Below are 13,001 nucleotides of genomic sequence, written 5' to 3'. Positions count from 1 at the left end.
GCGCGTAAAGTTAAGTATATACACGTTGCCCTTCAGGCTGCCTCTTTGGGGGAGGCGATTGTTACCGCCTTGAGGCAACGTGAATGGCGTTGTGTACAGTCAGGGCTTTACGCCGATTTGCAGCGCCAGCTCACGAAGAATGTTTGCGGTCATGCCCCAGACGAAATAATGCTCATACCAGGAGAGCCATACGCGGTGCGAATTGCCGCGACGGTAAATATCAAGCGGATGATATCGACCCAGTTGCAACGCTTGCGCCAGCGGCATTTCAAACACCGCAGACACTTCGTCTTCACTGGCGCGCCAGGGGAGGTTTGGCGGAATAATGCCGACCACCGGGGTGACCTGAAAACCGGTCACGCTGTCTACCGGCGGTAAAACGCCAATCACTTCCACGGCTTGCGGCGGGATGGCGACTTCCTCCTGCGCTTCGCGAAGCGCTGCGGCGATAAGCGAAGCATCGGTACTGTCCACGGCCCCGCCGGGAAAGGCGACCTGTCCGGCGTGTTTGCGCAAATGAATAGCCCGCTGGGTCAACAGCAGCCCCGGCTGGGGGCGGCGAACCACAGGGATCAGTACGGCGGCCTGACGTTGATTTAACGTTTCATGAGTCATCTGCGGGCGCAAAAGCTGAAAGCGCGATAAGAAATGATCGAGCGTCAGACGGCTGGTATCCACGTATTAGTTCTCCAGTGGGTGCAGGATACGATTAACTTTATCAAAAGTTTCCTGATATTCCGCTTCTTCCTTGCTATCGGCCACGATACCGCCGCCGGCAGAGCAATAGAGTTGGCCCTGCGTTGCCGTGACGGTGCGGATAGTAATACTGGTATCCATCTTGCCGCAGAAACTCAGATAACCGATGCTACCGCACCAGGCGTTGCGTCGCTGCGGCTCCAGTTCGTCGATAATTTCCATCGCCCGCACTTTAGGCGCGCCGGTAATGGAGCCGCCGGGGAAAGCCGCGCGCAGCAGGTCGGTGGCATGAAGCGAGTCCGGTAAACGGGCGGTAATGGTGCTAACCAGATGGTGAACGGCAGGAAATGGTTCGACGACGAACAGTTCCGGCACTTTCACCGAACCCGGCACGGCGACCCGGCCAATGTCGTTACGCATCAAATCGACGATCATCAAATTTTCAGCGCGATCTTTCATTGAGTTTGCCAGTTTCTGCGCTTGCTGACGATCCGCCTGCGGATCGTTAAGCCGTGGGAGCGTACCTTTGATCGGGCGCGTCTGAATATGACCATTCTCCAGTTGGATAAAACGCTCGGGAGAAAGGCTCAATATGGCGCCGTCATGTAAACGAAGAAAGGCGCTGAACGGGGCGCGATTGGCGCGGTTAAGGTGTTCGAAAGCCTGCCACTCATCACCCTCGTAGCTCGCCTGAAAACGCTGGGAAAGATTGACCTGATAGCAGTCCCCGCTGTGCAGCCAGGCCTGCACCTGACGAAACTTTTCGCCATACTCGCAACGCGTCATATTGGATTGCCAGGCCGAGGTAAGCTTGAAGGGCGTTCGGGTCGGCGCGCGCTGGCCGGTGAGCCAGCGATATCGGGCGTCTGCATCGTGATAGCTTATCAGCGACACTACCTGTTTATGGTGATCGACAATCAGCGCCCAGTCGTAAAGGCCAATCGCCATATCGGGTAAAGCGATATCGCGCGCGGCAGTATCGGGCAGAATTTCGAAACGCCGCCCTAAATCATAACCAAACAGACCCAGCGCGCCGCCCTGAAAGGGTAAGTCAGGGTCAGGCTGAGGATGAAAAGGCAGCGCCTCCAGTTGAGTCTGCAAAACGTGTAACGGATCGTCGAGAGTGACGGTAGTCGTGCGCGCAGTACATACCGTGGTTTCCTGGGCGCGCGTGGTCAGTGTGGTGACAGGATCGGCGACCAGAATATCAAAGCGGTTATAGGGATGAATAGCATCACCTGAATGCAGCAGCATCGCCCAGGGCAAATGGTTTACGGGCGCAAAATAGTGTTCAGCGGCGTCCGGACGCCAGGGTAAGGTGATAACAGTGGGAGATAACGTCTTCATCATTCCTGACTCGTTACAACACTACTGGCTTACCGCCGGGTAGCGTGAAATAATTAGCGCTAACAATTTAGCAGGAGTTAATCATGTTTGCAGGTTTACCTTCACTCAGTCATGAACAACAGCAAAAAGCCGTAGAACGTATCCAGGAATTGATGTCGCAAGGTATGAGCAGCGGAGAAGCGATTGCCCAGGTGGCGGGCGAACTTCGCGCCAACCATACCGGCGAACGGATAGTGGCGCGTTTTGAGGATGAAGACGAATAACCGGCTTATACCGCCGCGACAATCTTAATCTCAACTTTATATTTCGGGTTCATCAACCCGGCCTGTACGGTACAGCGTACCGGCGCATGGCCTGCGACGACCCACGCATCCCACGCCTTATTCATGGCGGCAAAATCCGCTTTATCGCTCAGGAAAATAGTGGCATCCAGAATACGTGACTTACTGGAGCCCTGTTTTTCCAGCACCGCATCAATTTGCGCCAGAGTATTCGCCGTTTGCTCAAAAGCATCGGCGTCCAGGTTTTCCGGCACGCCGGTATACCACAGCGTATTATTGTAGATCACCACGTCTGACCAACGATCTTCGGCATCAATACGCACGATAGACATCACTTATTCCTCATTTGCTTTCCATTTGAATGGCTCAAGACTGCCACAATGTGGCGCCGCCGTCACCTCTGTAACTGGCGTAAGCCTTTCTACCCTGACATAATCCCCTGTGCAAATTAACAGGGGGCAGTGTGACGGACGATTTTGCAGCAGATGGCCAACTGGCCAAAGCGATAACCGGTTTTAAACCGCGCGAACCACAGCGACAAATGGCGGTTGCCGTAACACAAGCGATTGAAAATGCGCAGCCTCTGGTTGTTGAAGCCGGCACCGGAACCGGGAAGACCTATGCTTACCTCGCTCCGGCGTTGCGCGCCGGGAAAAAAGTTATTATTTCGACCGGGTCGAAAGCGTTGCAGGATCAACTCTACAGCCGCGATCTGCCGACGGTAGCAAAAGCGTTGGCGTTTACCGGTAAGACGGCCCTGTTGAAAGGACGTTCAAACTACCTCTGCCTGGAGCGGCTGGAACAACAAGCGCTGGCGGGCGGCGATTTACCGGTACAAACGTTAAGCGACGTGATATTGCTGCGCTCCTGGTCAAATCAGACGCGGGATGGCGATATCAGCACCTGCGTCAGCGTGGCGGAAGATTCCCAGGCCTGGCCACTGGTCACCAGTACCAACGACAACTGCCTTGGCAGCGATTGCCCGCTCTATAAAGAGTGCTTTGTGGTGAAAGCGCGTAAAAAGGCGATGGACGCGGATGTGGTGATTGTAAACCACCACCTTTTTCTTGCGGATATGGTGGTTAAAGAGAGCGGGTTTGGCGAACTTATCCCTCAGGCTGAAGTAATGATCTTCGATGAAGCCCACCAACTGCCTGACATCGCCAGCCAGTATTTCGGACAATCGCTCTCCAGCCGTCAGTTGCTGGATTTAGCAAAAGACATCACCATCGCCTACCGGACGGAACTGAAAGACACTCAACAGTTGCAAAAATGCGCCGATCGCCTTGCCCAGAGCGCCCAGGATTTTCGTCTGCAACTGGGGGAGCCCGGCTACCGGGGAAATTTGCGTGAACTGTTAGCCGACCCACGTATCCAACGGGCATTTTTACTGCTGGATGATACGCTGGAGCTTTGTTACGACGTGGCGAAGCTGTCGCTGGGCCGTTCGGCGCTGCTGGATGCGGCTTTTGAACGCGCCACGCTATACCGCTCACGGCTGAAACGCTTAAAAGAGATCAATCAGCCGGGATACAGCTACTGGTATGAGTGCACCTCGCGCCATTTCACCCTGGCGCTGACGCCGCTCACCGTGGCGGACAAATTCAAAGAGGTGATGGAACAGAAGCCCGGTAGCTGGATTTTTACCTCGGCCACGTTATCGGTAAATGATGATCTTCACCACTTTACCGCCCGTCTGGGAATTGAACAGGCAGAATCCATGCTGCTGCCCAGCCCATTCGACTATACGCGCCAGGCGTTACTCTGCGTACCGCGTAACCTACCGCAAACCAACCAGCCCGGCGCGGCGCGACAGTTGGCGGCTATGCTCAGGCCGATTATCGAAGCCAATAACGGGCGATGTTTTATGCTGTGCACCTCACACGCCATGATGCGCGAGCTGGCGGAGCAGTTTCGCGCCACCATGACGCTGCCGGTATTGTTGCAAGGGGAAACCAGTAAAGGCCAACTGTTACAGCAATTTGTTAGCGCCGGCAACGCGCTGCTCGTCGCCACCAGCAGCTTCTGGGAAGGGGTGGACGTGCGCGGCGATACGTTATCGTTGGTGATTATCGACAAATTGCCGTTTACCTCCCCGGACGACCCGCTGTTAAAAGCGCGAATGGAAGACTGTCGTTTGCGCGGCGGCGATCCGTTTGATGAGGTTCAACTGCCCGACGCGGTGATTACGCTGAAGCAGGGGGTGGGGCGGCTGATTCGCGATGCGGACGATCGCGGGGTGTTAGTGATTTGTGATAACCGGCTGGTGATGCGGCCCTATGGCGCCACGTTTCTCGCCAGCCTGCCTCCTGCGCCGCGCACGCGTGATATCGCCCGTGCCGTTCGCTTTCTTGCGATTCCATCCGCCGAGTAATTTGTTACGGAGTATGGTAAGATGCGCGCTATTTTATTGATCTAAGCACGAAACCTCATGCGAATTCTGGCTATCGATACCGCCACAGAGGCCTGTTCTGTCGCCCTGTGGAACAACGGTACTATCAATGCTCACTTTGAGCTTTGTCCACGAGAACACACTCAACGTATCCTGCCCATGGTGCAGGAGATTCTGGCCGCCAGCGGCGCCTCGCTCAATGAGATAGATGCGCTGGCGTTTGGGCGCGGTCCGGGCAGCTTTACCGGCGTGCGTATCGGCATTGGCATTGCGCAAGGGCTGGCGTTAGGGGCAAATCTGCCGATGATCGGTGTTTCGACGCTTGCCACGATGGCGCAGGGCGCGTGGCGTAAAACCGGCGCGACCCGCGTACTCGCCGCGATTGACGCGCGGATGGGCGAAGTGTACTGGGCGGAATACCAGCGTGATGCGCAGGGCGTCTGGCAGGGCGAAGAGACGGAAGCGGTGCTGAAACCGGAACGGGTCGGCGAGCGGTTGAAACAGCTTTCCGGCGAGTGGGCGACCGTAGGAACGGGTTGGTCCGCGTGGCCCGATCTGGCGAAGGAGTGCGGCCTGACGCTTCATGATGGGGAGGTGTCGCTCCCGGCAGCGGAAGATATGTTGCCCATCGCCAGTCAAAAGCTGGCGGCAGGAGAGACCGTTGCCGTGGAACATGCCGAGCCGGTTTATTTGCGTAACGAAGTGGCGTGGAAGAAACTTCCCGGCAAAGAATGACTCTCACTACTATTACCCCCCATACTTTATGCTGTGGGGTGGAATAGAGGTCGAGAAAAAGGAGTCGCATCATGGCGGTTCAAAAAAGGTTAATAAAAGGGGCGCTGGCGTGCGCTTTTGCGCTTATGCTGAGTGGTTGCGTGACTATCCCGGATGCCATTAAAGGTTCGAGTCCGACGCCGCAGCAGGATTTGGTGCGGGTGATGAATGCGCCACAGCTCTATATCGGGCAAGAGGCGCGTTTCGGCGGTAAAGTTGTGGCGGTACAAAATCAGCAGGGAAAAACCCGGCTTGAAATCGCGACCGTACCGCTCGACAGCGGCGCGCGTCCTGTTCTGGGCGAAGCCTCGCGCGGCAGAATTTTTGCCGATGTGAACGGTTTTCTGGACCCGGTGGACTTCCGTGGCCAGTTAGTTACCGTTGTCGGCCCGATAACTGGCACGGTTGACGGTAAAATCGGCAATACGCCGTATAAATTTATGCTGATGCAGGCTACCGGCTATAAACGCTGGCATCTTGTTCAGCAGGTTGTCATGCCTCCACAGCCGATCGATCCGTGGTTTTACGGCGGACGCGCCTGGCCTTATGGCTATGGCGGTTGGGGATGGTATAACCCTGGACCCGCAGAGGTTCAGACGATAGTAACAGAGTAACTCTTTGTTTTATCAATAAAAGAAACAGCGGCTGGTCCGCTGTTTCTGCATTCATAGAGACATAATAAAAATAAATAGTGACGCGCTTCGCAACCTTTCAGTTGCGTAATTAATAAACTGGTACGCTGAGTTAATATAATGTTAACGACTTGTTTATTAACTGGGGTTGTGATGACGACGAACACTCATTTTAGAGGTGATGCATTGAAGAAGGTTTGGCTTAACCGTTATCCTGCTGATGTTCCGGCGGAGATCAACCCTGACCGTTATCAATCCCTGGTTGAACTGTTTGAACATGCGGCGACGCGCTATGCCGATCAGCCTGCGTTCGTCAATATGGGGGAGGTAATGACCTTCCGTAAATTAGAAGAACGTAGTCGGGCATTTGCGGCTTATTTACAACAAGGGCTGGGACTCAAAAAAGGCGACCGTGTGGCGCTGATGATGCCAAACCTGTTGCAGTATCCCGTCGCGCTATTTGGTATTTTACGCGCCGGCATGATTGTGGTGAACGTTAACCCGCTTTACACGCCGCGCGAACTTGAGCATCAGCTTAACGATAGCGGCGCGGCGGCAATCATTATTGTTTCTAACTTTGCCCATACGCTGGAAAAAGTGGTCGAGAAAACGTCGGTACAGCACGTTATTCTGACGCGGATGGGCGACCAGCTTTCTACCGCCAAAGGTACGGTTGTTAACTTTGTCGTGAAATACATCAAGCGTCTGGTGCCAAAATACCACTTGCCAGATGCGATCTCGTTTCGCAGCGCGCTACAGCATGGCTACCGTATGCAGTATGTCAAACCCGAGGTTGTCGCTGAAGATCTGGCTTTCCTGCAATATACCGGCGGTACGACGGGCGTAGCGAAAGGCGCGATGTTGACCCACCGCAATATGCTGGCGAATCTGGAGCAGGTGAAAGCGACCTATGGGCCGCTGCTGCACCCGGGGAAAGAGCTGGTAGTGACCGCGCTGCCGCTGTATCACATTTTTGCCTTAACCATGAACTGTCTGCTTTTTATCGAGTTGGGTGGGCAAAACCTGCTGATTACCAATCCGCGTGATATCCCCGGCCTGGTCAAGGAGCTGGCGAAATATCCATTTACGGCGATGACTGGCGTTAATACGCTATTCAACGCTCTGCTCAATAATAAAGAGTTTCAACAGCTGGATTTTTCTTCGCTGCATCTGTCAGCCGGCGGCGGGATGCCGGTGCAAAATGTCGTTGCGGAACGTTGGGTAAAGCTGACCGGGCAATACCTGCTGGAAGGCTACGGGCTGACCGAGTGCGCCCCGCTGGTGAGCGTCAACCCGCATGATATTGATTATCACAGCGGCAGTATCGGCCTGCCAGTACCGTCAACAGAAGCCAAACTGGTGGATGACGATGACAACGAAGTCGCGCCGGGTGAGGCCGGAGAGCTTTGCGTGAAAGGCCCGCAGGTTATGCTGGGATACTGGCAGCGTCCTGACGCGACGGATGAAATCATTAAAGATGGCTGGCTGCATACGGGCGATATTGCGGTTATGGATGAAGACGGCTTTCTGCGGATTGTCGATCGTAAGAAAGATATGATTCTGGTTTCTGGTTTTAACGTTTATCCAAACGAAATTGAAGATGTGGTGATGCAGCATTCTGGCGTGCAGGAAGTCGCGGCGGTTGGCGTGCCTTCCGGTAGTAGCGGCGAAGCGGTGAAGCTTTTTGTGGTTAAGAAAGATCCGGCATTGACTGACGATGCGTTGATCACCTTCTGCCGTCGCCATCTGACCGGATATAAGGTGCCCAAACAGGTCGAGTTTCGCGAGGAATTACCAAAATCTAACGTTGGGAAAATTTTACGACGAGAACTGCGTGACGAAGCCCGTGGCAAAGTAGACAATAAAGCCTGAGCGTTAAGTCAGCTAACGAGAGACGCCGGTTAAGCCGGCGTTTTTTTTGGCGCGAACCAAAGAGAACACGATTTGAATTACCAAATGATTGAAACGGACGATGCGCTGGCGAGCCTGTGTGAAGCTGTCCGCGCATGTCCGGCTATTGCTTTAGATACGGAATTTGTCCGTACCCGCACCTATTACCCGCAGTTAGGATTAATCCAGTTATTTGACGGGGCAAATGTCGCCCTGATCGATCCGCTCGGCATCAGCGACTGGTCGCCGTTAAAAGCGGTGCTGCGCGATACGGGAATCACCAAATTTCTGCACGCGGGTAGCGAAGATCTGGAAGTATTTCTGAATGCGTTTGGTGAACTGCCGGAACCCCTGATTGATACGCAAATTCTGGCGGCGTTTTGCGGGCGTCCGCTGTCGTGGGGTTTTGCGGCGATGGTAGAAGAGTATACGGGCGTGGCGCTGGATAAAAGCGAGTCTCGTACCGACTGGCTAGCCCGGCCTTTAAGCGAACGTCAGTGTGAATACGCGGCGGCGGATGTCTGGTATCTGTTACCGATCGCCAAAAAGCTGATGATTGAAACTGAAGCCGCAGGATGGCTGCCTGCCGCGCTTGATGAATGCCGATTGATGCAGCAGCGTCGTCAGGAGATTCAGGCGCCGGAAGAAGCATGGCGGGATATCACTAATGCCTGGCAACTGCGTACCCGCCAGTTAGCCTGTCTGCAACTTTTAGCTGACTGGCGGCTACGTAAGGCGCGTGAGCGCGATATGGCGGTGAACTTTGTTGTGCGTGAAGAAAACCTGTGGGCGGTCGCGCGTTATATGCCGGGCAGTCTCGGTGAGCTGGATAGCCTGGGGCTTTCCGGCAGCGAGATTCGTTTTCACGGCAAGACGTTGATATCGCTGGTGGCGAAAGCACAGGCGTTACCGGAAGAGGCATTGCCGGAGCCCCTGTTGAATCTGATGGACATGCCGGGCTATCGCAAAGCGTTTAAGGCCATCAAAGCGCTGGTGGCGGAGGTGAGCGCGTCGCATCACGTCAGCGGCGAGCTACTGGCATCGCGTCGGCAGATTAATCAGTTACTTAACTGGCACTGGAAATTAAAACCGCAAAATGGGCAACCGGAATTGATTTCCGGCTGGCGCGCCGAACTGATGGCGGAGAAGTTAACTCTTCTGTTGCAGGAGTATCCGCGTTAACGACGGTAATTGCCGGGAAAACGGCCAGTGAAATAAATGTCCGTATTCGGAATAATGTAAAAAAATAAAAAAGGCAGATTCTTCTGCCTTTTTTAATCCAGGAATTTTCCCATAAAAGAGCTTATTTTGACTCTTCGGCTTCCGGCAGCGTTACGTTAAGTTCAAGGATGGAGATATCACCATCTTTTTGCTCAAGCTGGACGGTAACCATTTCCGGATCGATTTGTACGTATTTACAAATGACCTCAAGAATATCTTTACGTAACTGCGGTAAATAATGCGGTTCGGCATCGCTACGGCGACGTTCCGCGACAATGATTTGCAACCGCTCTTTTGCAATATTAGCGGTACTCTTTTTCCGCGAGAGAAAAAAATCCAGTAATGCCATAATTTATCCTCCGAACAGGCGTTTGAGGAAACCTTTCTTCTCTTCTTCAATGAAGCGGAAAGGACGTTCTTCTCCCAACAGACGATCTACGGTATCTGCATAGGCTTTACCCGCATCCGCAGTGGCGTCAAGAATCACCGGTTCGCCCTGGTTCGATGCGCGCAGTACGGATTGATCTTCCGGGATCACACCGACGAGTTTAATACGCAGAATCTCCAGTACATCTTCCATGCTGAGCATGTCGCCTTTATTGACGCGGCCTGGATTGTAGCGCGTCAACAGGAGATGTTCTTTAATCGGTTCTTCGCCATTTTCTGCGCGACGAGATTTCGATGCCAGAATACCCAGAATACGGTCCGAGTCACGGACAGAAGAGACTTCCGGGTTGGTCGTGATGATCGCTTCATCGGCAAAATAGAGCGCCATCAGCGCCCCGGTTTCGATACCCGCCGGCGAGTCGCAAACAATGAACTCAAAGTCCATTGCTTTCAGTGAATCCAGTACCTTAGCGACGCCTTCGCGCGTTAGCGCGTCTTTATCCCGGGTCTGCGACGCCGGAAGAATGAAGAGATTTTCAGTACGCTTATCTTTGATCAGCGCCTGATTCAGTGTCGCATCGCCCTGAATGACGTTTACAAAATCGTAAACGACACGACGTTCGCACCCCATAATCAGATCGAGGTTACGCAGTCCGATATCAAAATCAATGACGACAGTTTTCTTTCCCTTCTGGGCCAAACCTGTAGCGATGGCCGCGCTGGAGGTGGTCTTGCCAACGCCCCCTTTACCCGAAGTAACAACAATAATGCGTGCCATAAAAATTCCTTGTTAAAAAGGGATCAATTCAACGGTTGAACTGTCAAAGCGTTGTCTGCTAAACGCAGGCGCGCCGCTTTGCCATAAAATTCTGCCGGGATTTTATCACTCAGCCAGTAAACACCTGCGATAGAGACCAGTTCTGCCGTCAGATGGGTACAAAAAATTTGCGCTTCCCGATCGCCGCTCGCTCCTGCCAGCGCGCGACCTCTCATCATGCCATAGACATGGATATTGCCGTCAGCGATAAGCTCTGCGCCAGCGCTGACGTGACTTGTAACAATCAGATCACATTGTGGAGCATAAATGCGCTGACCGGAACGAACCGGAACATCAATTAATCGCGTTTTTGTGATGGGATTAGCGTTTTGCGGCGGTTCGCTGGGCGTTGCCGGCTCAACGGGCGCAGCCCGAACCGCTTTCTCTTTACCTTCAGTCAGTAAAGGAAGACCCATCCGATCGATTTCTACTTTCAGGCTGGCGTCTTTACAGCCGCTCACGCCGATAATGCGTAAGCCGGTTGAGGTCACGATCTTATGCAGTTCCGGCCAGTTTACCGGGCTTTCAAGACCGCTAACGTTAATAACGACAGGGGCGTGTTTTAAAAACGCAGGAGCCTGCGCTATTTTGTCTTCTAACGCCTGACGAATAACCTCTGGTTCCGCTTCATGCAAATGAACCACTGATAAGGTGAAGCTACTGCCTTTAAGCTCGATTGGCGTGTTTGACATCCTGGCCTTACTCAATTTGCTATTTATCATCTCCGATACGGAGTGATATTCCGAAGTCCAGAAGGCATGTTATAGTCAGTATTATATTGAGGCAAGTCACCATCCCGTTAATTCAGAGTAAAAGTATGTTTTGTGTGATCTATAGAAGTAGCAAGCGCGATCAAACCTATTTGTATGTCGAAAAAAAAGACGATTTTTCGCGGGTGCCTGAAGCGTTGATGAAAGGATTCGGTCAGCCGCAGTTAGCGATGATGCTGCCGCTTGATGGACGTAAAAAATTAGTCAATGCCGAGCTCGAAAAAGTAAAACAGGCGTTAAGCGAGCAGGGCTATTATTTACAATTGCCGCCGCCGCCGGAAGATTTGCTGAAACAACATCTTTCTTCGGTGGGACAAAATACGTCGCACGCTGACCGTTAAACGGTATTCGGCGCCGCGCCTGAATTCCATCATGATCTTAGGGGAAAATATGTATCAACATCGTAACTGGCAAGGTGCCTTGCTTGATTACCCGGTAAGTAAAGTGGTCTGCGTGGGCAGTAATTACGCAAATCACATCAAGGAGATGGGCAGCGCGACGCCGGAAGAACCCGTGCTTTTTATCAAGCCGGAAACCGCATTGTGTGATATTCGCCAGCCGCTGGCGATTCCGGCGGATATGGGCGCTGTTCATCATGAAGTTGAGCTTGCTGTGCTGATTGGCGCAACGCTCCGCCAGGCGACCGAAGATCATGTACGTAAAGCGATAGCTGGTTATGGCGTGGCGCTTGATTTAACCCTGCGCGATATTCAAGGGAAAATGAAAAAGGCCGGACAGCCCTGGGAAAAAGCCAAAGGTTTTGATAACGCATGTCCGATTTCAGGCTTCATCCCTGTCGCGGCCTTCTGCGGCGATCCGCAAAATACGGTTATCGGACTTAACGTTAATGGCGAGGTTCGCCAGCAAGGGTCGACCGCGGATATGATTCATCCTATTGTGCCCCTTATCGCCTATATGAGCCGCTATTTTACGCTCAAAGCCGGGGACGTGGTGCTAACCGGCACGCCGGCAGGCGTGGGGCCATTATTAAGCGGCGATGAGCTGGACATTCGTTTTAATGGCGAAACGTTGTCTACCCGCGTTCTGTAAAATCTGCTTGCCGCCTTCAGCGGCGGTAAAACTTGCATCTGCAGGCCAGACTGGTTATAAGGTGCAGCTTTAGTGCAATGGCGGATACTTTAATGAGCGATACACCTTTCTGGCAACGTAAAACCCTGGATGAAATGACCGATGCCGAGTGGGAGTCGCTGTGCGATGGCTGCGGTCAATGCTGCCTGCATAAGCTGATGGATGAAGATACAGATGAAATCTACTTCACCAACGTGGCGTGCAGGCAATTAAATATCAAAACGTGCCAGTGCCGTCATTATGAACGCCGTTTTGAATTTGAACCCGACTGTATCAAACTCACTCGCGAAAACTTGCCAGACTTTGAATGGTTGCCGATGACCTGCGCCTACCGTTTGTTGGCGGAAGGTAAGCCCTTGCCGACGTGGCATCCGCTGCTGACTGGATCGAAAGCCGCTATGCATGGCGAGCGAATTTCTGTCCGTCATATCGCGGTTAAAGAATCCGAAGTACGGGACTGGCAGGATCATATTTTAAATAAACCGTCGTGGGCAGAATAAGTCTTCGGCAAAACGGCTGATTGTTTACAATTCTTTAATTTACGCCGGGCGGCCCCTGAAATCAGGAATTGCGTGCAAATTCCGTCACCTGGCGTTATCACTGCCTTCTATTCTTCCCTGACGCGCCTTGTCGCTGCGCTCGCGCACGTATGGCGGCGACTCTATACTTTCAAAGCAGTATATCGCTGCCTATCCTGAGGAGTTA

15 protein-coding genes are annotated in these 13,001 nt (G+C 53.1%); 9 read left to right on the top strand and 6 right to left on the bottom strand.

Features of this window, described 5'->3' with window-relative positions; all coding sequences use genetic code 11:
* Window positions 1–99: 99 nt before the first annotated feature.
* The gene (locus OLG56_RS12430; protein WP_000381543.1) at window positions 100–678 is read right to left on the bottom strand and encodes a CoA pyrophosphatase; all 579 of its coding nucleotides are present in this window, start codon (window positions 676–678) and stop codon (window positions 100–102) included.
* Window positions 679–681: 3 nt separating this feature from the next.
* Entirely contained in the window at window positions 682–2,046 is a 1,365-nt protein-coding gene (gene pabB / locus OLG56_RS12425) for an aminodeoxychorismate synthase component 1 (protein WP_072275005.1), read from the bottom strand.
* Between the two features lie 80 nt (window positions 2,047–2,126).
* On the opposite strand from pabB, the gene OLG56_RS12420 reads away from it, so the two are divergent.
* A complete protein-coding gene (locus OLG56_RS12420; RefSeq protein ID WP_000457328.1) occupies window positions 2,127–2,306 on the top strand; it encodes a YoaH family protein in 180 nt (59 codons plus the stop codon).
* Between the two features lie 5 nt (window positions 2,307–2,311).
* Here OLG56_RS12420 and OLG56_RS12415 read toward each other — a convergent pair whose 3' ends face one another.
* Window positions 2,312–2,656 carry a RidA family protein gene (locus OLG56_RS12415; RefSeq protein ID WP_000029550.1) on the bottom strand — a complete coding sequence of 115 codons (345 nt, stop codon included), beginning with the start codon at window positions 2,654–2,656 and terminating at the stop codon, window positions 2,312–2,314.
* A gap of 131 nt (window positions 2,657–2,787) precedes the next feature.
* On the opposite strand from OLG56_RS12415, the gene yoaA reads away from it, so the two are divergent.
* The 5 genes from yoaA to rnd all read left to right on the top strand — a co-directional run bounded on the left by yoaA (window position 2,788) and on the right by rnd (window position 9,194).
* Window positions 2,788–4,698 (top strand): DNA repair helicase YoaA, encoded by a 1,911-nt coding sequence (gene yoaA, locus OLG56_RS12410; protein WP_031568261.1) that lies wholly within the window; start codon window positions 2,788–2,790, stop codon window positions 4,696–4,698.
* A 57-nt stretch (window positions 4,699–4,755) separates the two neighbouring features.
* A complete protein-coding gene (gene tsaB, locus OLG56_RS12405) occupies window positions 4,756–5,451 on the top strand; it encodes a tRNA (adenosine(37)-N6)-threonylcarbamoyltransferase complex dimerization subunit type 1 TsaB (protein WP_001221014.1) in 696 nt (231 codons plus the stop codon).
* Window positions 5,452–5,522: 71 nt separating this feature from the next.
* A complete protein-coding gene (locus OLG56_RS12400) occupies window positions 5,523–6,104 on the top strand; it encodes a Slp family lipoprotein (protein WP_000290594.1) in 582 nt (193 codons plus the stop codon).
* A gap of 204 nt (window positions 6,105–6,308) precedes the next feature.
* Complete coding sequence (gene fadD, locus OLG56_RS12395) at window positions 6,309–7,994, top strand: long-chain-fatty-acid--CoA ligase FadD (RefSeq protein ID WP_000758418.1); 1,686 nt, start codon at window positions 6,309–6,311, stop codon at window positions 7,992–7,994.
* Between the two features lie 72 nt (window positions 7,995–8,066).
* On the top strand, window positions 8,067–9,194 hold the full coding sequence (rnd, locus tag OLG56_RS12390; protein ID WP_001109124.1) for a ribonuclease D: 1,128 nt from the start codon (window positions 8,067–8,069) through the stop codon (window positions 9,192–9,194).
* A gap of 121 nt (window positions 9,195–9,315) precedes the next feature.
* Here the strand turns inward: rnd and minE are convergent, their stop codons facing one another.
* Genes minE through minC form a run of 3 tightly spaced genes read right to left on the bottom strand, consistent with a single transcriptional unit; the run spans window position 9,316 to window position 11,129 of the window.
* The gene (minE, locus tag OLG56_RS12385; protein ID WP_001185666.1) at window positions 9,316–9,582 is read right to left on the bottom strand and encodes a cell division topological specificity factor MinE; all 267 of its coding nucleotides are present in this window, start codon (window positions 9,580–9,582) and stop codon (window positions 9,316–9,318) included.
* A gap of 3 nt (window positions 9,583–9,585) precedes the next feature.
* Entirely contained in the window at window positions 9,586–10,398 is an 813-nt protein-coding gene (minD, locus tag OLG56_RS12380; RefSeq protein ID WP_000101047.1) for a septum site-determining protein MinD, read from the bottom strand.
* A gap of 23 nt (window positions 10,399–10,421) precedes the next feature.
* Window positions 10,422–11,129: a septum site-determining protein MinC gene (minC, locus tag OLG56_RS12375; protein ID WP_000072525.1), complete on the bottom strand. Its 708-nt coding sequence runs from the start codon at window positions 11,127–11,129 to the stop codon at window positions 10,422–10,424.
* 125 nt (window positions 11,130–11,254) lie between these two features.
* On the opposite strand from minC, the gene OLG56_RS12370 reads away from it, so the two are divergent.
* The 3 genes from OLG56_RS12370 to ycgN all read left to right on the top strand — a co-directional run bounded on the left by OLG56_RS12370 (window position 11,255) and on the right by ycgN (window position 12,796).
* Window positions 11,255–11,548, top strand: a complete 294-nt coding sequence (locus tag OLG56_RS12370) for a YcgL domain-containing protein (RefSeq protein WP_001537109.1) — start codon at window positions 11,255–11,257, stop codon at window positions 11,546–11,548.
* A gap of 49 nt (window positions 11,549–11,597) precedes the next feature.
* A complete protein-coding gene (locus OLG56_RS12365) occupies window positions 11,598–12,257 on the top strand; it encodes a fumarylacetoacetate hydrolase family protein (protein ID WP_001519895.1) in 660 nt (219 codons plus the stop codon).
* A 92-nt stretch (window positions 12,258–12,349) separates the two neighbouring features.
* Window positions 12,350–12,796, top strand: coding sequence for a cysteine cluster protein YcgN (gene ycgN, locus OLG56_RS12360; RefSeq protein ID WP_001285703.1), 447 nt, complete (start codon window positions 12,350–12,352; stop codon window positions 12,794–12,796).
* Window positions 12,797–13,001 lie beyond the last annotated feature (205 nt).

The sequence above is a fragment of the Salmonella sp. 2018103 genome, from assembly GCF_026247685.1.
Taxonomy (GTDB): domain Bacteria; phylum Pseudomonadota; class Gammaproteobacteria; order Enterobacterales; family Enterobacteriaceae; genus Salmonella; species Salmonella enterica.
This window is presented reverse-complemented; position numbering and strand designations above follow the sequence as displayed.

Bases quoted from the DNA above. Each gene is read 5' to 3' on its own strand.
- pabB (WP_072275005.1), bottom strand. From the start codon at position 2,046: ATGATGAAGACGTTATCTCCCACTGTTATCACCTTACCCTGGCGTCCG.
- OLG56_RS12420 (WP_000457328.1), top strand. From the start codon at position 2,127: ATGTTTGCAGGTTTACCTTCACTCAGTCATGAACAACAGCAAAAAGCC.
- OLG56_RS12415 (WP_000029550.1), bottom strand. From the start codon at position 2,656: ATGTCTATCGTGCGTATTGATGCCGAAGATCGTTGGTCAGACGTGGTG.
- tsaB (WP_001221014.1), top strand. From the start codon at position 4,756: ATGCGAATTCTGGCTATCGATACCGCCACAGAGGCCTGTTCTGTCGCC.
- OLG56_RS12400 (WP_000290594.1), top strand. From the start codon at position 5,523: ATGGCGGTTCAAAAAAGGTTAATAAAAGGGGCGCTGGCGTGCGCTTTT.
- minE (WP_001185666.1), bottom strand. From the start codon at position 9,582: ATGGCATTACTGGATTTTTTTCTCTCGCGGAAAAAGAGTACCGCTAAT.
- minD (WP_000101047.1), bottom strand. From the start codon at position 10,398: ATGGCACGCATTATTGTTGTTACTTCGGGTAAAGGGGGCGTTGGCAAG.
- minC (WP_000072525.1), bottom strand. From the start codon at position 11,129: ATGTCAAACACGCCAATCGAGCTTAAAGGCAGTAGCTTCACCTTATCA.
- OLG56_RS12370 (WP_001537109.1), top strand. From the start codon at position 11,255: ATGTTTTGTGTGATCTATAGAAGTAGCAAGCGCGATCAAACCTATTTG.
- OLG56_RS12365 (WP_001519895.1), top strand. From the start codon at position 11,598: ATGTATCAACATCGTAACTGGCAAGGTGCCTTGCTTGATTACCCGGTA.
- ycgN (WP_001285703.1), top strand. From the start codon at position 12,350: ATGAGCGATACACCTTTCTGGCAACGTAAAACCCTGGATGAAATGACC.